Here is a 19593-nt window from a genome sequence, read left to right on the forward strand (position 1 = left end):
CAAACCCCACGGAAAGGGAAGTGGGCAGCCGGAGTGGTGGTCAAGCAGTAGCTATTATTCCATAATAGCTACTAGAGAAAGCGTAAATCTGAGCATGTAGTGATAAGGACTGAGCGAATTTTGCTCCGTTTTTCTTATATACGAATGGGAATACTAAACAAAAATAATCATATGTTGAGGTGTTAACAATCCGTAACTTCATTTTTTTTCTTATAGTACTTGTTGTAATGGTATTTTTAACGGGCTGTACGGAAGATGAAAGCGATTTTGCAGATCAAAAAAATCAACAACCTGAAAAGGAAAAAGAGAACGTAACTACCTCAAGTGATCAGCGTAGAGTACTAGCAACTAACCTACAAGAGCCATGGGAGATCGAGGTTGTAGATGATCGTATTTATATTAGTGAACGAACAGGTCATATTGTTACAGTAAAGGAAGGAAAGGTACAGCGCAAGCGAGTGGAGTTTGCTGCAGATTTATCTCAGCAATCGGAGGCTGGCTTATTAGGGCTGGCATTTCCAGAAGATTTTTCATCAACACAAACAGCATTTGCTTACTATTCCTACGAAAAAAGTGGAGCTTATTTTCAAAGAGTGGTTAAAATAGAGGAAAAAGAAAGTAACTGGATAGAGACAGAGCGTATGATCGATGAAATACCGGGTGGTGAATATCACCAAGGTGGAAGGTTAGAAATAGGACCAGATAATCGGCTATATATTACAACTGGAGATGCGACGAATCCAGAATTGGCACAAAGTAAAAATAGTTTAGCAGGAAAAATATTACGGATGGAATTAAATGGGACTGTCCCAGAAGATAATCCTTTTGGTAATTCGTATGTGTATTCTTATGGTCATCGTAATCCTCAAGGACTTGCTTGGGATGTGGAGGGGCAATTATACGCTACGGAACATGGCTCCGATGCACATGATGAAATTAATCATATAAAAGCTGGTAACAACTATGGCTGGCCAATTATTCAGGGAGATGAACCGCAAGATGGGATGGAGCAGCCGATTGTACACTCGAACGAACAGACGTGGGCACCTTCTGGAATGGCTAATTTACATGGAAATTTCTATTTTGCATCATTAAGAGGAGAGGCACTTCGTCAATTTAACCCAATGACTGGAAGTGAAGAGGAGGTTATTTCAGATATCGGAAGAATACGTGATGTGTTTGCAGATCAACATGGGTTATATGTAATTACCAATAATACTGATGGGAGAGGGAGCCCATCACAGGAGGATGACAAGTTGATTTATATAACAATTCCAGAAAATCAGCTTCATCAATAATGGTTTTTGTTTACAATTAGAACCTCTTTGTTTCATCCTGTAGTTTTACAACTGAAATGAATAGGTCATAATGAACATCATAGGAATACAGCCTAGTATATCGTCGGCGCATTAGGAGGACAATATAGAATATATAATAGCTTTTTAAGTACAATCGGTAAATTATCGAAGACATTAGATAGAAAGAAGTGCTTTACTCATGAAAAAGGTATTAAGAAGAATACGTTTCTTATTTACATTTCCTCGTTCTGTCCCGTTTATAAAAGACTTTTTCATTGCTGAGGATATTGCAACAGCAAAGAAATTATTATTTGCAGGCTTTATCATCGGTTATTTTCTTCTACCATTCGATTTAATTCCAGATTTTTTATTAGGATTTGGCTTACTGGATGATGTGACGGTAGCAATTTTCTTACTTCAATGGATGGTGAAAATGGCACCTCAATCGTTAAAGGAGAAATATTCATTTTAATAGCGTTGGAGGGCAAAAGTGTTTAAAAAATGAACGCCTTGACAATGGTGCGTAACTGAAGAGCGGGGGTTGATTTAAATAAAGACGGGCTGGTAAATATGTCTCAGCCCGATGGAGTATCTCAAAAAATAAAATGATATTGTTGGATTGTCTAATGCTTGTTACGCTCTTTCTCATTCGGAATATACTTCGTAAAATAAGCTGCAAATAAAAGGAATATAAAGGACAATCCCCAAGAAACAATTCCGTTCCATTGGAAGTTAGTTCTTAGCCCAACAACTAATATAATAGCACTCAATCCAATAAAAAATACTGTTAAGTATCGTTTCACGAAAAACACCCCGATTGCTAAGGTCAATAGTTCAATAGTATGGTATGCATCTATTATAATATGTGTTTCGTAAAATTTATATCATAATGTTTTTTCTTGGTTAGAACGAATTGTTCTAACCAAGAAAAATGGATAGAAAATTGCTGAAAACACTTTTCTATTGTCCTGCTACATCTCGTTTCGTGAAAAATAACCAAGATAAAAGGATGAATACTACATAATAAATAATTAACATTGTGATGGAAAATCCTATTGTCATGCCTTCAATCCATGGTGTTCTACCATCTGCATATTGACTTAAATCTGTATTTGCAAATAAGATATATTTTGCCCATTCCTTATCTTGGAAAAAGCCTACAATCGAATTCCCAGCCATCATGAGGAAAATGGCAGTACCAATTGCTAACGCACTATTACGGAATACGGTAGATATCATAAATGCGAAAGTTGTCATCATTACAAGGTTGACCATACTGTAACCATATTCTGAGAAAATAGTTGGTATTAATGAAATAGTCGTATAACCGCTAGCTTCGTTACTTACTATGGATGGATTCATTCCTTCCACACCAAAGAATATTGCGCCAATAATAAAGGAGAATAGAAAAACAAAAATGGATGTAAATAAGGCAAATAATAAGACAGAAATATATTTAGATAATAATATACCACTACGACTGATTGGTCGTATTAATAATAGTTTAATGGTACCCCAGCGAAATTCATTTGCAACAATTCCAGCTGCAATTATAATTGTCAATAAGCTTACTACGGAAAGTAGCAACATGTTTTCCCTTAGGAACTGCCAAGCACCGTAGGGTGTTGGTTGAATATTATTGTCTAAGTAATAATTGTTCTCCTCGATGATACTTGCGTTTAAGCTACCTACAAATTCGTCCTCTTCTCCTTCTTTCTGCAATTCTTTATTTTCCTGCTGTAGTACTTCCTGCCAATCATCACCTTGATATTGTTCACCTAATTCGCCAAAGCTATTTGTCATAACTGCCAAACCAATAATGATGACGCCTAATATAATGTACATAGCCCATGTTGATTTACGAATATATATTTTTAGTTGTTCATTATAAATAAGTTTTAACATTCTACTCAATGGTATTCTCTCCAATCAGTTCAAAGAATTGATCTTCTAGCGTCCCTTTTGTTACGCTAACTTGATAAATAGAACAATCATTTTCAACAAACGTTTTTATGATTGCAGGTATTTTTTCTTTCTCGCCTTGGAAGGAAAGGCCGTTGTCCATTACAATTGTTTCTATATCATAATGTTCCTTAAGCAAGTTCTTGGCTTTTTCCAGTGGCGTTACTTCCACTTGGATTTTGGTAAGATTATCTACGGATGCTTGTTCACCAACATCTTGAATGGATATTAATTCACCATTTTTTATAACCCCAATCCGATCACACATTTGCTCAATTTCAGATAGTAAGTGACTAGAGATAATAATTGCAACATCTTCTTCTTTTGCCAACTTCCTTATGTATTGACGGATTTCACGAATGCCAGCGGGATCTAATCCGTTTGTTGGTTCATCCAAAATTAATACGGAAGGCTTGTGAAGTAGCGCCTGAGCAATACCAAGTCGTTGTCGCATACCTAAGGAATACTTTCCAACCTTGTCATGGATGGGTTTCTCTAATCCTACTAGATTAATTACCTCATTAATTCTATCTTTTGTAACACCAGGAATCATTCTTGCATAATGCATTAAATTCTGCCATCCACTCATAAATGGGTACATTTCAGGATTTTCAACAATCGCTCCAACTTCACGCACCGCTTTTTTATAATTTGTTTTAATACTGTTACCCAAAATATGAATGTCACCATCTGTCAGTTTCATTAAACCGACCATCATACGAATAGTAGTTGTTTTTCCTGCGCCATTTGGGCCAATGAAACCGAAGACCTCTCCTTTATATATAGAAAAGGATAATCCCTTTATAATTTCTTTGTTACCAATTGACCTTTTCACATCGATTAATTCCATTGCTGCTAAAGTCATCTATACTACCTCCAATAAATTGCTAATAACTAGTACGAAATAATAATATTATTTGTTTCAATAAAATAAAAAAATCTCCAAAATGTATGGCATATAGCTTGTACATCTTGGAGACCTCTATTTAAGGGGGGAATATGATTAAGAATGTTCAACCTGGATAACAGTCAATCCATCAGCAACCTATGCTATTTCACTAAATCTGGATTTTCATTTTTTGCTTGCTTTACACGAGGCTTACGATATCCACCAGCGATGTCGGCTTGTTTGAAATCCTTGGAATAATGGACTTCTTGTGCATCAGAAAGTTGCTTGTTTTTCGTTGGTTGATATTGTGTATTTCTCATTTAAAAAATCCTTTCTTAAAAATGGTTACATCATTTATCTACCCTGTGTGTATAAAATAAAACATTCATTTTTAATTAATACCAAGAAGTTCCCACCTTGTTAGAAGAGAATCCGTTTAACTTAATATCCCATCGAAAATTCAATTCTTTTTCAAACTTTCAGAATACAAGTTTGAAGGGTTATAATAGAAATATACATTCCAGAAGGGGGAAGGGATATGCGTGAAGTTGTAATCGTAGAGGGATGTAGGACAGCAGTTGGAAGAAGAAAGGGAGCGTTAAAGAATTATCGTTCCGATGAGCTTGCTGCCATTATTCTTGAGGAACTAGTAAAGCGAGCAGGAGTAAAAAAGGATATAATTGAAGATGTAATTTTAGGATGTGTCACTCAATGTAATGAACAAGCAGGTAATATTGCTAGAACTGCAGCTTTGATTGCTGGATTTCCAGTACATGTACCTGGAGTGACGATTGACCGTCAATGTGGTTCAAGCCAGCAGGCAGTTCATTTCGCAGCGCAAGCTATCGCTTCCGGAGACATGGAAGTAGTTATTGCAGGTGGCGTGGAAAGTATGACAAGGGCACCAATGTTTTCTAATGTTGGAGAAACAAAGCCAAGTAACAAGCTAACGGCTAATTATGAAATTGTTAATCAAGGAGTTTCCGCAGAAAAGATTTCACAGCGTTGGCATATATCGAGAGATATGCTGGATGCATACGCTTTAAGGAGTCATAAACATGCAATCCATGCAGTGGATCAGGGGCGGTTTCAAAAGGAAATTGTACCTATACATAGTGAAGAAAAGGATAGTGTGTTTGATACAGATGAAGGTCCTCGTAGGGATACTACATTAGAAGCATTGGCTAAGTTAAAAGCAGTTTTTATGGAGGAAGGAAGAATTACGGCAGGGAACTCGAGTCAAATGAGTGATGGAGCAAGTGCGGTATTACTCATGTCGAAGGAGAAAGCAGCTATGCTCGGTTTGGAACCTAGAGCAAAAATAATTGCGCGCACTGTGATTGGTTCTGATCCAACACTGATGCTGACTGGACCAATTGCTGCTACAAAGCAGGCATTAAATAAAGCAAGCCTCTCCATTGATGACATAGATCGATATGAAGTAAACGAAGCATTTGCGTCTATACCTATCGCATGGTTACATGATTTAAATGCAGATCAACGTAAATTAAATGTAAATGGAGGGGCTATCGCTTTAGGGCATCCATTAGGTGCAACTGATACAAAGCTACTCGTTTCCCTCCTTCATGAATTAGAGCGTATTCAAGGGCAGTACGGATTAGTAGCTATTTGTGAGGGTATGGGTATGGCGAATGCTACGATTATTGAGCGACTTTAGAATTAGTTGAAAGATAAAATCTGATTCATTTTCATAAATAATAGAACTTATTCTATAAAATGTAGTTAATATTTGATATGATATTTTTATCGTTGGCTAATGATGTCCAAATTTAGCCTTACGTACTTTTTGCTAGTTAAGGAGATTATAATATGGAATGGAAAAATATTTATCGTGGAATACTGATGGGAGCAAGTGATGTTATCCCTGGTGTGAGCGGTGGAACTATTGCTGTATTATTAGGAATATATGATAGATTAATAGCTGCTATTAATGGATTCCTAAGCAAAGATTGGAAAAAACAATTAGGCTTTTTAGTACCATTAGGTATTGGTGTCGCAACAGCTATACTACTCTTAAGTCATGTCATAGAGTGGCTTTTCGAGCATTATCCTGGTCCGACACAATTCTTTTTTTTAGGCTTAATTATTGGTGTGCTGCCGTATTTATTTCGTAAAGCAGAAGCAAGGTCGACATTTAAAGGTAGGCATATTCTGTTGCTGGTTATAGGGATTATCATTGTTGGATCGATGTTTTTCTTAAATGCAGATGAGGGTGCCATTATAACCCAATTAAATACGACCACGTATATATTGTTATTTATATCTGGTTTTATTGCAAGTAGTGCCATGATCTTACCAGGAATAAGTGGTTCATTTATGTTACTGATACTTGGAGTTTATCCAACTGTCATCGGTGCAATTAGTAACTTTCAGTTAGATATTATAGTAGTCACAGGAATTGGGATTGTGATTGGAATTGTTATTATGAGTAAGATTATCAACTATTTCCTAACACATCATAAGACAGCAACATTTGCCGTAATAATTGGTATGGTTATTGGATCTGTATTTGTGGTGTTTCCTGGATGGCCTGAAACTCCGGCGTTAGTGCTTACTAGTATTGTTTCGTTTGCTGGAGGACTTTTCGTTGCTTATATATTAGGAAGAGTAGAATATTAAAATAGAGCAAACAATAAGACAAAGTTCGTAAAAATCGTTACAATGGACGTAGTAGGAAAGAGAGGGATAGACATGGAACCAATTAAATCAGAAGAAGCATTTAATGAAATTATCCAACATGAAGAGCCGGTAATTATTAAGTTTTTTGCAGACTGGTGCCCAGACTGTAAGCGAATGGATATGTTTATCGGTGATATTTTGGAGGAATTCAATAACTATAAATGGTACGAAATTAATAGTGATGAGGTTAAAGGCATCGCAGAAAAATATGATGTTATGGGAATTCCAAGTATTTTAATTTTCCAAAATGGGGAGAAAAAGGCACACCAGCATAGTGCCTATACAAAGACTCCGGAATCAGTTACGGAATTCCTTCATCAACAACTAGGATAAGAACAAAAGCGTAAGCGCCCGATTAGAAACTAGTGACTGGAGCAAGTTAACGGAGATAAAGGAATCATGATGTGCTTGCGAGCCAATGCTGACTTAGATTAGGGCCATTCGTGAAGTCGCCTCGTTTCTGGGCGTTGGAGCTTGACGTAGCATCAACATTCCCGTATTTATCCACATGGGTAAATTTTATAATTCCTAAATTTCCTAGACTATAAAAAACTGTCGAGAAGCTTTTCTCGGCAGTTTTTTGATCGCTTGTTACCGAACAGTAACAACTTAACGAGAGATGGTACCTATGCAACTGACGTCTTCATGACCTATTATAGGTATAAATGAATAATTGAAGGAAAGAGGTGCTCTATGGATAATCATCTATTTCTTTTTGGTAGCGGTCCACCATTCACTAGTAAAATGGCTAGTCTTTTTATGAAACAAAGTAATGTATTTGCCGGTTCTATATCCGTCCTCTTTATCGAGCGAAAAGGTTGGAGAGCTTATATGCCAACATATACAAATTTATTAGAGAAAGCAGGAGCTAGAAATTTTAATTATTTACCGCTTCCGAGTACCCCAGTAGAGACTGTCATAAATACTGTAAAAGAAAGCTCTGGAATTCTAATTGGCGGAGGAAATACAAACCTTTATGCTGATTACATTGTTGATTCACCCATTTCCGATGTAATTAAACATCGGTATGAGCTTGGTGCCCCTGTAGCGGGATTTTCAGCTGGGGCATTAATTAGTCCTAAATTTTGTATTATTTCGCCAAAAGATAATGTGAAAGGTATTTATCAACAAAGAGCTGGTCTAGGATTACTTTCAAAGCTTGTAATCGCCGTTCACTTCTCACAGTGGCAGGATGAGGAACATTTAAAGCAAGCTGTTCAAGCTCATATAGATTCCGATAATTACGGAATAGACGAACGAGCAGGCATTTACCTGCTTAATGGCAAATTAGAAGCAACGGAAGGCTGTGGTATTTATCAAATACAAAATGGAGATGTAGTAAAAATTCAAGCAAATGATAGGATTTCTTTTACTCATACAAAAACGAGGCTGAGACAAAAGAATGAGAAACAATTAAAAATGAATGATGATTAGTTGAAATTAATTATCGTTCGTTTTTTGATCAGAATCATTCTTTAGCACCTGAAATAAGCGAGACTCCGGCGGGAACAGCACGAGTCCGAAGATCCACGTGGTAACGTGTTTTTCTTTACCAAAGTTAGCTGAGGCCGTTGCCCGTGGAAAGCGCGTATATTTTCACGGTGCGGCGATGCCCCTCCTATTGATAACATGATTATCCGTATTTTGAGTAAAGAAGTTGTGTTTTGTTCCAGCCTCGTTTGAAATTTATCCCGTATATAGCTTGCAGTAAGATCTCCACAGATTGAAGCTTCACTATATATTTTCATGTATTTGTGGTACGTTAGAAGGCAATTCTTATTTTGCGGTTTTTTGAAAAAGCATATAGTCAGTAGCCATATTAACGGCACTTGTTGCCTCTATATATCCCCAAAGGTCGTTGAGCACCGGTTTGGAGGTTGTTTGCAAGATACTTTTAATATCATTTGGGCTTAGATTCGGATTTGCTTCTAACATTTGTGCAATTACACCAGCACAGATAGGAGTAGCCATAGATGTTCCAGATAGTTGTAAATAATAATCATTTACAACTTGCTCAGGTACTTGTTGTTCTATTTTAGAGTTGGGTGCTAATAAGGAGATTATATCCGTACCTGGTGCATAGATATCTGGTTTAATTAGTGAGTCAATGGTTGGTCCTCTGCTAGAATAAGTAGCAATATGATCATCAGAACGTTCTTCTGTATTTTGATCCATTGTTGATCCTACGGTAATAATAAAGGGATTGATAGCAGGCGTAGTGATTGTGGTTTGTTCAGGGCCACTATTACCAGCTGCTGCACAAACGACAATCCCCTGATGCCAAGCTTCTTGTACTGCTACGGCCAATGGATCATCTCGATAAGATTCATATGCCTGTGCTCCTAATGAAAGCGAAATAATGCGAATGTTGTAGTTATGTTTATTAGTTACACACCAATCTATTCCCTCAATGATCGTGGATAATCTACCACTACCATTCTCGTCAAGTACTTTTACACCAATGATCGAAGCCTCGGGAGCGGGGCTGGTATATAACCCTTCTGATTGATGTCCATTCCCAGCAGCGTCTCCAGCACAATGGGTGCCATGTCCATTATCATCGTATGGTTCGTTCTGATTATTTATAAAATCTTTGAAGGCGATCACACGATTGGTGGGTTGTGTTAAATCAGCATGTGGATGTACGCCAGTATCAATTACTGCAATGCTAACTCCTTTTCCAGTTAGTCCGCTCTGTTCTTGGATGTCGATAGAGCCAATCTGTTTACTGGCAACATCTAATAAGGCGGTTACGGTACGATTATAAAAAATGCGTTCAACGGCATCGTGATCTTTAATCTGTTTAATCATTTGTGGGGTTAAGTCTCCACAGATTGATCTTCTGCCAATTTCTTTGTCTAATTTACTATGGTTGTCTAGTTGACAACTATGAAATAAATCTTTTTTCTTATTATCATCGGTGTCTCTAGAATAGTATACGATTACTGGTAATTTTTCATTTGTTGTTTCGTAAGGATCTTCTCTGCGTTTTATCCGTAATTGTTCTACTAAACTCGGATCGAGTCTGCGACCAGCCTCTTCAAACCAAACTTTTTTTCTGTTACTCATTTTCTTCCTCCTTGTGATTTTAATTTTTTAAAATCTACAAAATAGAGCTATAAGTAATGAGAACAAACCCGTTGGCATGGTGGATATCTCAATTATTTGGTCATCTTTAAGAAAATAAGTGTCATGTAGCTTGATTTGATAGGATAAGTCCTTGCTAATAGATTAGCATTGGATGATATTGTGAACAATATGCCGAAATTACCAATTTAAACTATTCGGGCAATAAAATATATTCGGAAATAAGAGGCGTGTTTTATGATGAACATAGACGTTGTAAGGTTAACTGTACATGCGCTGTTTGTTTACTAGTATTTTTTCTATAAAAATAGAGGGAGAAAAATAGTTCTGCTCCCTCAAGACGTTTTACTTAATCTGAAAATCAATCTCCTTTTCTTTTCTGAGGTGTAAATATGTGTTCGCTAATATAATTCCATCATTTTTAATCTGTTCTTGGTAAATATTGTTAAAATTGTCGCTTGGAAAGGGGTAAGCTACACTTTTAATTTGCTGTTTATTAAGGAATTGAGCGTTATCCGGTTTATTTATCTGGTTATCCCACTCTATTAAGAAGGGGAGATTGCTTTGCCCTTGTGGAAATAGCATTTTCCATGACAAATTAGTTCCATCAGGTTTTCTTCGATGTCCTGCGACAGGTCCAGTGTATTTCATCGAAGAGGCTTGAAATTGGTCGATAAATTTACCTAAATGATCTGTTCTTAATGCAATTTGAACAGGTAGTTCTTCATTTTGTTGAAGAGTTGTAACGAGTTGCTTAATTAGTGGATTAGACGATTGCTCTGCAACGGGCTTGTCAAAAATCCCAAGCCATTCTACATAACAATCATTTGCAAAATAGGCTAAATAATTATAAGTTCCCCAAAACTCATGTCTTCCTCCTTCCACGATTTTTATACCATGCTGTAAAGCTAATTGATGCGCTGCATGAGCTGGATCCTTACTGGCTATTACAATATGATCTAATGCTAGCATTTGATGACCTCCCTTTAAAACTTCTTTTCATTTCCTTTGTTACTCAGTATAATGGATAAAAATTAAAGATGAAGGGGAAAAGGAGCAATGCAGCAACCAATATTAAAAGAATTCCCACAAGAATTTCACACGAGAAGGCTATTTATTCGCTTACCACTACCAGGAGATGGTACAGCTGTCTATGAAGCAATTCAAGCAAGTAGAAAAGAATTAAAAAAGTGGCTTCCTTTTGCAAAAAGTGAACAGACACTTGAAGAAACAGAAATAAATATAAGAGAATCGCATGTGGATTTTTTAAAGCGGGAGGATTTACGTTTTCTTATTTTCGACCGAGTAAGTGGAGCTTTTATTGGTAGCACAGGTCTACATCGTATCGATTGGGACGTTTCGAAATTTGAAATTGGTTATTGGATTGATTCTAGATGCCAAGGAAAAGGGTATATGACGGAAGCAGTAGCGGGCCTGACTGAATTTGCATTTCAAACATTAGGAGCAAACCGGGTGGAGATCAAATGTGATGAACGAAATGAGCGAAGTAGAGCAATATGCGAGCGTCTAGGCTACACCTTGGAAGGTATTCACAGACAGGATTCTCGAGCTATAGATAGTGATGAGCTCCGTAATACGTGTATATATGCTAGGATAGAATGGTAGGGTATGTATCATTCGTCTAGACGGATAACGATACATGTTTTTAAAATTACAAATAAAGGCTGGATTTGATAGCAAGATAAGTATAAAAAAGCAGGTGATAGCATGAGTCAACCAAATATACTAATTGTTGAGGATGAACAGAAATTAAGTCGAGTTTTACAACTTGAATTAGAATATGAGCAGTATGTGACAGAAGTGGCAGCTAATGGAAAGGATGCACTACAATTAATAGAAGCTAAGGATTGGGATCTTGTACTTCTGGATATTATGCTTCCAGAGCTTAGCGGTTTAGAGGTTTTAAGAAGAGTAAGAAGATCAGATGAGAGGACACCGATTATCTTGTTAACTGCAAGAGATCAGGTGCATGATAAGGTCAGTGGCTTAGATTTAGGTGCGAATGATTATATCACGAAACCATTTCAAATTGAGGAATTACTTGCACGGATTCGCGTGCATTTAAGGACTCCGGTTAAGAAATATGATAGTAATGGTGATACGCTATCTGTTGGGAATTTGCATATCAATCCACAAAGCAGAGAAGTGAAACGTGAGGATGAACAAATTGAATTAACACCTAGGGAATTTGACTTGCTTGTTTGTCTGTTGAAAAATAAAAACATTGTTTTATCAAGAGAGCAATTAATTGAGCAGGTTTGGGGATTTGATTATTTTGGAGATACCAATGTTGTTGATGTATATATTCGTTATTTACGCCAGAAAGTGGATAAAGGTTATGATCAAGCATACATACAAACTGTGCGAGGTGTTGGTTACACGATAAAGGATCATGTCTCATGAGGTTGCGAACAAAGATTCAATTGTTTTCAAGCTTGTTCATGCTCGTATTAATTGTATTAATTAATACGTCCATTTATGTTTTGTTTTATAAAATTTCTACCGATAGTCAATTGGAGCAGTTGGCAGAACAAACAGATACGTTGGTAAAAACGATTAAAGAACATCCTGATGTTACATCTAAAGAGCTGCTACGTTCATTTTCGCCGCAGCAAGGTATGATCCAAATCGTTGATCGGTCAGAGACAGCAATGAAAAGTTCTTCTCAATCGAGTAATTATAAGTTGGCACCTAAATTTACGAATACAGAAACACAAATGATACAAAAGCAGGCGCATGAACCCGATGTTGCAGTTGTATCTAAACCGATTATTTGGGAAACAGGAAAACATGCAGGTGAGGTAGTTACCTTACAAGTATCCAAGCACCTTGTAACCTTAGATAATACAATGACTACCTTGTTTTACGTACTGCTAGCTGCATCTGGAATCATGCTTATTCCAATTATTATCGCTGGAAATGTACTTAGTCGGTTTTTATTAAATCCAATAAAAGCTTTTATTCATACCATGCGAGAAAATATGAAAGAAGCGAGTTGGAAAAAAATTGATGTAGACAAACGATCTCGGGATGAAATTTATGAGATGGAGAAGACATTTAATGAGATGATTGATCACTTAAAGGATAATTTTGAAAAGCAGGAAATATTTGTATCTGATGCATCTCATGAATTGAAAACTCCTATATCAATAGTAAAAAGTTATGCTCAATTGTTGGAGCGGAGAGGAACGGGCAATCCATCACTAGTTAAGGAATCTATCGAGGCTATTGATTCTGAAGCAGATCGTATGAGCAAACTCGTGGAGCAAATGCTAAGCCTGGCAAAAAATAAGGAGTCAGCTGTCATGAAAAAAGTAGATATAGCTGACTTAGTAGAAGAAACAGTCACTACGTTTCGCGGCGCTTATTCCAGAGAGATACAATTTGATCAAGTACAGCGAAAATTATTGGTAAATGGTAGCCGTGATCAGTTAGAGCAGGTAATCTACATTTTAATAGATAATGCGCTTAAATATAGTAATGAAAAGATAGAAGTTAGGTTAGAAGCGAATAATAATCAGGCTGTTTTTTCGGTAAGGGATTATGGGGCTGGAATTCCTGCACAGGAGCTGGATCGGATCTTTGAAAGGTTTTATCGTGTAGACAAAGCTCGTAGTAGGGATACAGGTGGAACAGGCTTAGGTCTTGCAATAGCAAAGGCAATAGTAAAAGAACATCAAGGGAAAATAGCAGTTATAAGTGAAATGAAAGAAGGTTCAACCTTTACTGTTAGTCTTCCAATTGTTTATTCCGCATAAAAGTGACAGAACGAACACTCTATTCTTAGTAAATTTTAATGTGAATCACCGTAGCTTCTCAGATATGTTTAGTAACTTTGGGAAGTAAGGAGGGGTGAACTTGAATAAGAAAGTAAGTACCATTATAGCTAGTATTGTAGCGATTAGCCTGCTAAGCTTGGGTATATTTTATTTTAGCATTAGATCATCTGGTGCAGAAATTTCTAAATTAGAAGCAGAAAACATAATAACATCACAATATCCGGGAAGTATTCATGGTGAAGTAGAAAAAGATGAAACACATGGTTATTTTCACGCAATTATTGATCATAAAGGTAAAGCCTACGATATTCAAATAGATGAAAATACTGGAAAAGTATTAAATTTAAAAGAGCTGAGTATCTCTGTTGACGATGATTCTACCCATGAGTCTAAAGAGAAGAAAGAAAAGGAACAAAAAGCGGATTCCAATAATGATAAGGAAAATCAGCAGTCAGAAAAAGAAGTTATTATTACTAAAGCTAAAGCGCGAGTACTTGCTTTAGAGCAATTTGAAGGAACCATTGAAGAATTAGAACTTGATGAAGATGATGGTCGGATGGTTTATGAGGTGCAATTAGTTAAAGGAGAAGACGAGGCTGATATTACCATTGATGCATTTACAGGTGAAGTTATTTATAAAGATATAGAAAGAGATAATGATGATTAAGTGGATTCCGCATATAACTGACAGTAAGACCCCACTGATTGAAGTTTCACTTTGAGCTATTCAGAAACTGTCGAGGCGTTGCCTCGGCAGTTATTCTTTAAAACGCCATTACTTTTCATACACCCATGCTTTATTATTTTTGCATGAAAAGGGGAATGGAGAGCATCCTGAATCAGAAAAGACTTTCTCACCATCTTTTGTTTTTCTTAACAGATTAATGATTACATGTAATTATGTGCTACGTTAAAATAGATTTATTTTTTCTCATTAAATTCTAATGTTATTCACACGGTCTTCTTATTCTTAATGGTTATGATATAACTAACAAGAAATGAGGAGGAATAATAAAATGAAAAAAACATTTAGTATTGTAATAGGAACACTTATAGGAGCTACGATTTTTGGAACAGGCATTTATCACTCACAAGCTGATGAAGCAAATCCAAAAATAAATAGTGATCAGGTTCGTCAAATGGTTGAGGAGCAGTATTCTGGAACGATTACTGAATTAGAATTGGAAAAGGATTTGGATAAAGCGGTGTATGAAGTAGAAGTAAAAGAAAAGAATATTGAGCATGATATTAAGCTAGACGCTAACACAGGAGAAGTACTACACGAAAGCTCCACAGAAAGAAAAGACGATGATTTGCAGGATGATTCATCCGTTCAATTAGATAAGGAAGCTATCATTGGTGTTGACAAAGCGAAAGAAATTGCTAAACAAAACTTTGATGGTAACGTAATAAGCATTGAGCTAGATGAGGATGACAATCAGCTAGTATATGAAGTTGAATTAAGAAATGGTAAGAAAGAAGCAGACTTTGAACTTGATGCAAAGAACGGTGATATTATAGAAATGGACATTGATACAGAAGACGATGACGATTAAATAAAGTGAAATTTCCATCCGGCTTTTACTGAAACAAATACGTACAAAGGCTTCATTCGCCACGTCCTGTGGCAACGCCTTTGTGACCTACTTCCATGTAGGCCCGAACCAATCGGACATTTACTGGCAGTTGATTCCCTGTAACCATATAGGTTTCACTTTATTGCATAAAATGGGGATATTACTGCCAGTTATAGGCGGGATAAAAAATACAAGCCGATCTTAAGATCAGCTTGTATTTTTTACTGGCTTCACTTTAAAATTATCTGTTTTCGTTGCTTTTACAGTATGATATCTTTCAAAATACTCACGAATAATTTCAACGGCATCTTTTTGAATTTCTTTTATGATCGGTTTATTGGTAAACATCGTATAATCGCCTCCACCAGATGCACGATAGTTATTGAGGACGACTGGATATTTTTTAGTATCCGCTACAGGCTGATTATGATAGGTTAGCCCTTCTATTCTTTGTCCTATAGGCATTGATACATTAATGGTATAATGGATGCCTTCCCACATATCATAGTTATAATGCTGAGGTTTTGGATGTTCAAAAACTGGATTTACAGTAACAATTCCTTGGTCATCGAGAATAAAATATTCTGCGCTTTTTTCTAGTGCTGCTTTAATATCTTTTCCAGTTAATTCTAAAACAACTAATGTATTAGGGTACATATAATTAGAAACGATATCACGCATGGTTACAGTTGATGAAAAGCCAGTGGACTCGTTATTTAATAAAGAGGTTACGGATATGTCTGCTCCACTTGCTTCCATTTGTACCTTTTGAATAAACTCTATAAATGGATGTTTGTTTATCCTAGCATGAAATGGTTCATCAATTGTCATATCACCTTCTATGTAGCCAATTGGCTGATCAAGCCATTTTTGCGTCGACTCCTCGAGAAAAGCCATGTTACTCATAATCTCTTTATCATCACGTATGTGCTCTAGCGGTCTTATAAAGGCTTTTTTATTGCGAATACACCAATGATTTGCTACTTTTTCAAGGTTTATCTCTACTTCACCATAAGCAGCTGCATTATTTCCTGGTTGAACAACAAGTACATCATTTATTCTTCCTGTTATTTTTCGATGTTGATGTCCTGTTAATAAAATATCAATACCTTCAATTTCACACATGTCATAGCCTTGATTCTCTCCTGTTAAGCTTTCAGTAGGTTCGCCAGTCTCCAAATCCTTTTCAAACCCGCCATGATAACATGCGATAAGGATATCTGGTTGTTCTTTTTGCTGTATGTAGGGAACCCATTCTTTTAATGTATTAAGTGCATCCTTGAATAAAATACCTTTAATATGATCAGCAGATTCCCAGTTCGGAATATAATGTGTCGTAATTCCTATAATGGCGACTTTGATATCATTAGCAAAAGTCTTTACTGTGTATGGGGGTCCATATTTTGGGCGCCCTGTTTCTTTATCAATAATATTAGCGGAAAGCCAAGGAAAGTTGGATTGATTAATAGCATCTGCCAAGATGTTACTGCCAAAATTAAATTCGTGATTGCCGATAACACCCGCATCTATATTAATCGTATTCATCGTTTTTATCATTGGGTTTTCTTTGTCGGTATGTTGTTTAACATAATGCGTCATTAGGGGGGTTCCCTGAATCAAATCGCCATTATCTAATACAATAACGTGATCTGATTTTTTTCGAGTCTGTTTTACGACAGTCGCATATTTAGCAAGTCCAAGATTTGCTTTCTCATTCGTTCCATAATGAATTGGCATAACATGTCCATGTACATCACTTGTATATAAAATGGTGAGTTTCGCTGTGTTGTTTTGCAAAGTGAGCATCCTTTCTATTAACTTAATTCAAATGAAAAGAAGCTGTCCCGCAGGATTCCTGAGGGACAAATACGAGCGTTTATACAATTTTTCTACGAATTCTTGCTGAAATAAAATCAATGATGGTAACGACAATGATGATAGCTAGCAAAATTAAGCCCATTTCATTCCAATTTCGATTATTAGCAGCAAAGATGATCATTGTCCCAATCCCACCAGCACCGACTATCCCTAATATGGAAGACGCACGAATATCGATTTCAAATCGATAAATCGCATAGGACAAAAATTCAGGAATAATTTGTGGGAGAACACCATAAAAAAGAATTTGAATTTTATTTGCGCCATTTGCTTCCATTGCTTCAACAACCTTCATATCAATCGCTTCAATTACTTCTGAGTACAGTTTTCCTAACATTCCGGTTGAACCAATTGCAATAGCCAGTACACCAGCAAATGCATTTGGTCCTACGGCTACTACAAACAAGATAGCGAGGATTATATCAGGGAATGCACGTACTGCCGATAGAATCCATTTTCCAATTGTTGCTAGGATTTTACTCCCTGTCATATTTTGCGCTGCTAGAAAGCCTAATGGAATGGCAAGAATTGCGGCCATAAATGATCCAGCAAATGCGATTAGCACAGTTTCCGCTATTTTTAACCCAACTTCACCAACTGCTGTCCAATCGGGGGAAAATAGCTTTGGAATAACACGATCAAAATTACTGATAACCCGTTCCAACGCACGTCCCCAATCAATATCGATCCCTACGAATGTCCAGACATATAGAGCGATGACGAAAAGCGCAATTATGATTCGTTTTAATCGTTTCCATATCGATTTTTCTTGCTTTGGAGGTAATGAATAATTTTCCATTATATCAATGCCTCCCTTAATTTATTACTTATATATTCAATGACAATAACAACAACAAATATTAAGATGATAATTGCCATGGCGTTTTGATAATTATAAAACCCTAACTGCTGATCTAGTACTAGCCCAATCCCACCAGCACCAACTAAACCTAATACTACAGATGCACGGATATTAATCTCGAACACATATAGGACGAATGAAGTGAATTGTGGTAGAACCTGTGGTACTAGTCCAAAAAAGATTACTTGATACACATTGCCTCCAGAAGCCCGCATTGCCTCTAAAGGATTCATATCAACAGATTCAATCGTTTCACTAATTAATTTCGCTAGAATGCCTAAAGAAAAAATAAATAAAGCTAAAATTCCGGGTAATACCCCAATTCCAAATAGGCCAACAAAAATTACTGCAAGTACAAGGTCAGGTATTGTTCTTAAAATATTTAATAATGTCCTAGTTAGATAATATAACGGTTTAAACGTTGTTACATTTTGAGCTGAAAGGATGGCAAGGGGGACAGTTAATATTGCCGCCGCTGTTGTAGCAATAATTGCCATCTGAATCGTTTGTGCCATTTCTCCCCAAACTTTCGGAATGACCTCTAAATTGGGAGGGAAGAATTTTTCGATGACAACAAGCATATTACCTAATGCGTCACCAAGACCACCAACCATTTCCCGTTGTGTCCAAACCATACTAAACAAGTAAAAGCCTAGAACAATAAAGAAAATAATGGTTATTTGCACTTTCGTTTTCACTGGATAAAGCGCTGGTGTCTTACCACCACCTGTTGTATTCTTTGTCACGATTGATCTGCCCCCCCACGCAAGTCATCCTCACGTATAGAGCGACCATAAATTTCTTCGAAGGTCTGCTCAGACACTTCAGAAACGGGTCCGTCAAATACTACTTCACCTGCTCGCATACCAATAATACGATCAGCATATTCCATTGCCATATCAATAAAATGCAGGTTTACAATCGTTGTAATGTTATCTTCTTTATTTATCTTCTTCAAGTATGTCATTACTTGATGAGAAGTGGGTGGATCAAGGGATGCAACAGGTTCATCTGCCAGAATATAATGTGGTTTTTGGGTAAGTACTCGGGCAATACTCACTCGCTGCTGTTGCCCCCCACTTAATTCATCTGCTCGGCTATAAATTTTTTCATCAATGTTAACCCGTTTTAGACTTTCATATGCTAATCCAATATCCTCTTTTTTATAGAGGTTCAAGATCGAACGTAACGTGCCAGTATGGCCTAGTCGACCTGCTAGGACATTTTTAAGCACATTTGTCCGTTTGACCAAGTTATAGTTTTGAAAGATCATGCCAACTTTCGTACGTAGTTGACGTAAGTCACTGCTACGGTAATCTAATATATTTTCATTATCAACCAATAATGAACCGCTAGTAGGTGTGACAAGACGGTTTATGCTCCTTATAAATGTTGATTTCCCTGCACCTGATAGACCAACAATAACGACGAACTCACCGTCGTTAATGGTTACATTAATATTTTTCAAGCCTTCTGTACCATTTGGGTAGATAAGCCCAACGTCTTTAAATTGAATCATTGTATGTATTTCCCCCATAAC

At 36.7% G+C, this 19593-nt stretch carries 21 protein-coding genes; 11 read left to right on the top strand and 10 right to left on the bottom strand.

Translation table 11 applies throughout. The annotated features are described in order from the left end of the window. Positions 1-227: 227 nt before the first annotated feature. Positions 228-1298, top strand: coding sequence for a sorbosone dehydrogenase family protein (locus Q1A47_RS06060; protein ID WP_166530322.1), 1071 nt, complete (start codon positions 228-230; stop codon positions 1296-1298). Between the two features lie 199 nt (positions 1299-1497). Beyond that, positions 1498-1770, top strand: coding sequence for a YkvA family protein (locus Q1A47_RS06065; RefSeq protein WP_026680325.1), 273 nt, complete (start codon positions 1498-1500; stop codon positions 1768-1770). 151 nt (positions 1771-1921) lie between these two features. Here Q1A47_RS06065 and Q1A47_RS06070 read toward each other — a convergent pair whose 3' ends face one another. From Q1A47_RS06070 to Q1A47_RS06085, 4 genes are all read right to left on the bottom strand, one after another. Continuing rightward, a complete protein-coding gene (locus Q1A47_RS06070) occupies positions 1922-2101 on the bottom strand; it encodes a hypothetical protein (protein ID WP_026680326.1) in 180 nt (59 codons plus the stop codon). Positions 2102-2258: 157 nt separating this feature from the next. Then, positions 2259-3203 carry an ABC transporter permease gene (locus tag Q1A47_RS06075; RefSeq protein ID WP_318279811.1) on the bottom strand — a complete coding sequence of 315 codons (945 nt, stop codon included), beginning with the start codon at positions 3201-3203 and terminating at the stop codon, positions 2259-2261. 1 nt (position 3204) lies between these two features. Then, a complete protein-coding gene (locus Q1A47_RS06080) occupies positions 3205-4125 on the bottom strand; it encodes an ABC transporter ATP-binding protein (RefSeq protein WP_026680328.1) in 921 nt (306 codons plus the stop codon). 185 nt (positions 4126-4310) lie between these two features. Beyond that, positions 4311-4469, bottom strand: a complete 159-nt coding sequence (locus Q1A47_RS06085; protein WP_080668632.1) for a YfhE family protein — start codon at positions 4467-4469, stop codon at positions 4311-4313. A gap of 218 nt (positions 4470-4687) precedes the next feature. Between Q1A47_RS06085 and Q1A47_RS06090 the strand changes: the two genes are divergently transcribed. From Q1A47_RS06090 to Q1A47_RS06105, 4 genes are all read left to right on the top strand, one after another. Next, entirely contained in the window at positions 4688-5827 is a 1140-nt protein-coding gene (locus Q1A47_RS06090; RefSeq protein WP_166530324.1) for a thiolase family protein, read from the top strand. Between the two features lie 152 nt (positions 5828-5979). Then, positions 5980-6789 (top strand): DUF368 domain-containing protein, encoded by an 810-nt coding sequence (locus Q1A47_RS06095; RefSeq protein ID WP_026680330.1) that lies wholly within the window; start codon positions 5980-5982, stop codon positions 6787-6789. Between the two features lie 72 nt (positions 6790-6861). Beyond that, complete coding sequence (locus tag Q1A47_RS06100; protein WP_026680331.1) at positions 6862-7182, top strand: thioredoxin family protein; 321 nt, start codon at positions 6862-6864, stop codon at positions 7180-7182. Positions 7183-7542: 360 nt separating this feature from the next. Continuing rightward, positions 7543-8283, top strand: coding sequence for a Type 1 glutamine amidotransferase-like domain-containing protein (locus tag Q1A47_RS06105; protein WP_121604524.1), 741 nt, complete (start codon positions 7543-7545; stop codon positions 8281-8283). Between the two features lie 342 nt (positions 8284-8625). Here the strand turns inward: Q1A47_RS06105 and Q1A47_RS06110 are convergent, their stop codons facing one another. After that, entirely contained in the window at positions 8626-9918 is a 1293-nt protein-coding gene (locus Q1A47_RS06110) for a S8 family peptidase (protein ID WP_026680332.1), read from the bottom strand. 363 nt (positions 9919-10281) lie between these two features. Then, a complete protein-coding gene (locus Q1A47_RS06115; protein WP_166530325.1) occupies positions 10282-10908 on the bottom strand; it encodes a VOC family protein in 627 nt (208 codons plus the stop codon). 87 nt (positions 10909-10995) lie between these two features. Between Q1A47_RS06115 and Q1A47_RS06120 the strand changes: the two genes are divergently transcribed. From Q1A47_RS06120 to Q1A47_RS06140, 5 genes are all read left to right on the top strand, one after another. Further along, positions 10996-11562: a GNAT family N-acetyltransferase gene (locus Q1A47_RS06120; protein ID WP_026680333.1), complete on the top strand. Its 567-nt coding sequence runs from the start codon at positions 10996-10998 to the stop codon at positions 11560-11562. A gap of 102 nt (positions 11563-11664) precedes the next feature. Further along, positions 11665-12360 carry a response regulator transcription factor gene (locus tag Q1A47_RS06125; protein ID WP_026680334.1) on the top strand — a complete coding sequence of 232 codons (696 nt, stop codon included), beginning with the start codon at positions 11665-11667 and terminating at the stop codon, positions 12358-12360. Then, the gene (locus Q1A47_RS06130) at positions 12357-13715 is read left to right on the top strand and encodes a cell wall metabolism sensor histidine kinase WalK (protein WP_026680335.1); all 1359 of its coding nucleotides are present in this window, start codon (positions 12357-12359) and stop codon (positions 13713-13715) included. Before Q1A47_RS06125 ends, Q1A47_RS06130 begins: the two co-directional genes overlap by 4 nt. Before the next feature lie 100 nt (positions 13716-13815). Further along, positions 13816-14403 carry a PepSY domain-containing protein gene (locus tag Q1A47_RS06135; RefSeq protein WP_166530326.1) on the top strand — a complete coding sequence of 196 codons (588 nt, stop codon included), beginning with the start codon at positions 13816-13818 and terminating at the stop codon, positions 14401-14403. A 349-nt stretch (positions 14404-14752) separates the two neighbouring features. Next, entirely contained in the window at positions 14753-15292 is a 540-nt protein-coding gene (locus Q1A47_RS06140; RefSeq protein ID WP_026680337.1) for a PepSY domain-containing protein, read from the top strand. A gap of 228 nt (positions 15293-15520) precedes the next feature. Here Q1A47_RS06140 and Q1A47_RS06145 read toward each other — a convergent pair whose 3' ends face one another. The 4 genes from Q1A47_RS06145 to phnC form a co-directional block, all read right to left on the bottom strand. Continuing rightward, entirely contained in the window at positions 15521-17119 is a 1599-nt protein-coding gene (locus Q1A47_RS06145; protein WP_026680338.1) for a bifunctional UDP-sugar hydrolase/5'-nucleotidase, read from the bottom strand. A 70-nt stretch (positions 17120-17189) separates the two neighbouring features. Continuing rightward, positions 17190-17990, bottom strand: coding sequence for a phosphonate ABC transporter, permease protein PhnE (gene phnE, locus Q1A47_RS06150; RefSeq protein ID WP_026680339.1), 801 nt, complete (start codon positions 17988-17990; stop codon positions 17190-17192). Next, positions 17990-18799 carry a phosphonate ABC transporter, permease protein PhnE gene (phnE, locus tag Q1A47_RS06155; protein ID WP_026680340.1) on the bottom strand — a complete coding sequence of 270 codons (810 nt, stop codon included), beginning with the start codon at positions 18797-18799 and terminating at the stop codon, positions 17990-17992. The genes phnE (Q1A47_RS06150) and phnE (Q1A47_RS06155) overlap by 1 nt, the downstream gene beginning before the upstream one ends. Further along, positions 18796-19572 carry a phosphonate ABC transporter ATP-binding protein gene (gene phnC, locus Q1A47_RS06160; protein WP_026680341.1) on the bottom strand — a complete coding sequence of 259 codons (777 nt, stop codon included), beginning with the start codon at positions 19570-19572 and terminating at the stop codon, positions 18796-18798. Before phnC ends, phnE (Q1A47_RS06155) begins: the two co-directional genes overlap by 4 nt. Positions 19573-19593: the final 21 nt, after the last annotated feature.

This window comes from uncultured Virgibacillus sp. (assembly GCF_947495635.1).
Taxonomy (GTDB): Bacteria; Bacillota; Bacilli; order Bacillales; family Amphibacillaceae; genus Virgibacillus; species Virgibacillus salarius.

Bases quoted from the DNA above. Each gene is read 5' to 3' on its own strand.
- Q1A47_RS06080 (WP_026680328.1), bottom strand. From the start codon at position 4,125: ATGACTTTAGCAGCAATGGAATTAATCGATGTGAAAAGGTCAATTGGT.
- Q1A47_RS06105 (WP_121604524.1), top strand. From the start codon at position 7,543: ATGGATAATCATCTATTTCTTTTTGGTAGCGGTCCACCATTCACTAGT.
- phnE (WP_026680339.1), bottom strand. From the start codon at position 17,990: ATGGAAAATTATTCATTACCTCCAAAGCAAGAAAAATCGATATGGAAA.
- Q1A47_RS06065 (WP_026680325.1), top strand. From the start codon at position 1,498: ATGAAAAAGGTATTAAGAAGAATACGTTTCTTATTTACATTTCCTCGT.
- Q1A47_RS06145 (WP_026680338.1), bottom strand. From the start codon at position 17,119: ATGCTCACTTTGCAAAACAACACAGCGAAACTCACCATTTTATATACA.
- phnC (WP_026680341.1), bottom strand. From the start codon at position 19,572: ATGATTCAATTTAAAGACGTTGGGCTTATCTACCCAAATGGTACAGAA.
- Q1A47_RS06090 (WP_166530324.1), top strand. From the start codon at position 4,688: ATGCGTGAAGTTGTAATCGTAGAGGGATGTAGGACAGCAGTTGGAAGA.
- Q1A47_RS06120 (WP_026680333.1), top strand. From the start codon at position 10,996: ATGCAGCAACCAATATTAAAAGAATTCCCACAAGAATTTCACACGAGA.
- Q1A47_RS06140 (WP_026680337.1), top strand. From the start codon at position 14,753: ATGAAAAAAACATTTAGTATTGTAATAGGAACACTTATAGGAGCTACG.
- Q1A47_RS06115 (WP_166530325.1), bottom strand. From the start codon at position 10,908: ATGCTAGCATTAGATCATATTGTAATAGCCAGTAAGGATCCAGCTCAT.
- Q1A47_RS06125 (WP_026680334.1), top strand. From the start codon at position 11,665: ATGAGTCAACCAAATATACTAATTGTTGAGGATGAACAGAAATTAAGT.
- Q1A47_RS06060 (WP_166530322.1), top strand. From the start codon at position 228: ATGGTATTTTTAACGGGCTGTACGGAAGATGAAAGCGATTTTGCAGAT.
- Q1A47_RS06085 (WP_080668632.1), bottom strand. From the start codon at position 4,469: ATGAGAAATACACAATATCAACCAACGAAAAACAAGCAACTTTCTGAT.
- Q1A47_RS06130 (WP_026680335.1), top strand. From the start codon at position 12,357: ATGAGGTTGCGAACAAAGATTCAATTGTTTTCAAGCTTGTTCATGCTC.
- Q1A47_RS06100 (WP_026680331.1), top strand. From the start codon at position 6,862: ATGGAACCAATTAAATCAGAAGAAGCATTTAATGAAATTATCCAACAT.
- Q1A47_RS06095 (WP_026680330.1), top strand. From the start codon at position 5,980: ATGGAATGGAAAAATATTTATCGTGGAATACTGATGGGAGCAAGTGAT.
- Q1A47_RS06075 (WP_318279811.1), bottom strand. From the start codon at position 3,203: ATGTTAAAACTTATTTATAATGAACAACTAAAAATATATATTCGTAAA.
- Q1A47_RS06110 (WP_026680332.1), bottom strand. From the start codon at position 9,918: ATGAGTAACAGAAAAAAAGTTTGGTTTGAAGAGGCTGGTCGCAGACTC.